Genomic DNA, 474 nt, shown 5'->3' on the forward strand with positions numbered 1-474 from the left:
GTGTCCAATGAAGGACAAGAATAGTTTAGCACACACAATGTGGAATTGTAAGTATCATATAGTTTTCGCTCCAAAATACAGAAGGCAAATTATTTATGGAAAGTATAAAAAGAGTATAGGTCAAATTATTCGAGATTTATGTGAAAGGAAAGGTGTAACCATTCATGAAGCTAACGGCTGTCCAGATCACATACACATGTTGGTAAGTATTCCACCAAAGATAAGTGTGTCTCAATTTATGGGATATTTAAAAGGTAAAAGTAGTTTGATGATTTTTGATCGTCATGCCAATTTAAAATACAAATATGGCAATAGAAAGTTTTGGTGCCGAGGTTTCTATGCTGATACAGTGGGTAGAAATAGAAGGCAAATACAAGAATACATTAGAAATCAGCTTAGAGAAGACTTCATGGGTGATCAATTAACATTATTCGAAGAGTACGACCCGTTTACAGGCCAAAAAAATAAGAAGAA

Annotated in this window: 1 protein-coding gene; it reads left to right on the top strand. The window is 34.0% G+C overall.

The genetic code is table 11. The features are described from left to right. Positions 1–7: 7 nt before the first annotated feature. The coding region (tnpA, locus tag JUJ52_RS23170; RefSeq protein WP_228089261.1) for an IS200/IS605 family transposase at positions 8–474 on the top strand (467 nt) is incomplete at its 3' end.

It is taken from the genome of Virgibacillus sp. AGTR (genome assembly GCF_016919725.2).
Classification (GTDB): domain Bacteria; phylum Bacillota; class Bacilli; order Bacillales; family Amphibacillaceae; genus Virgibacillus; species Virgibacillus salarius.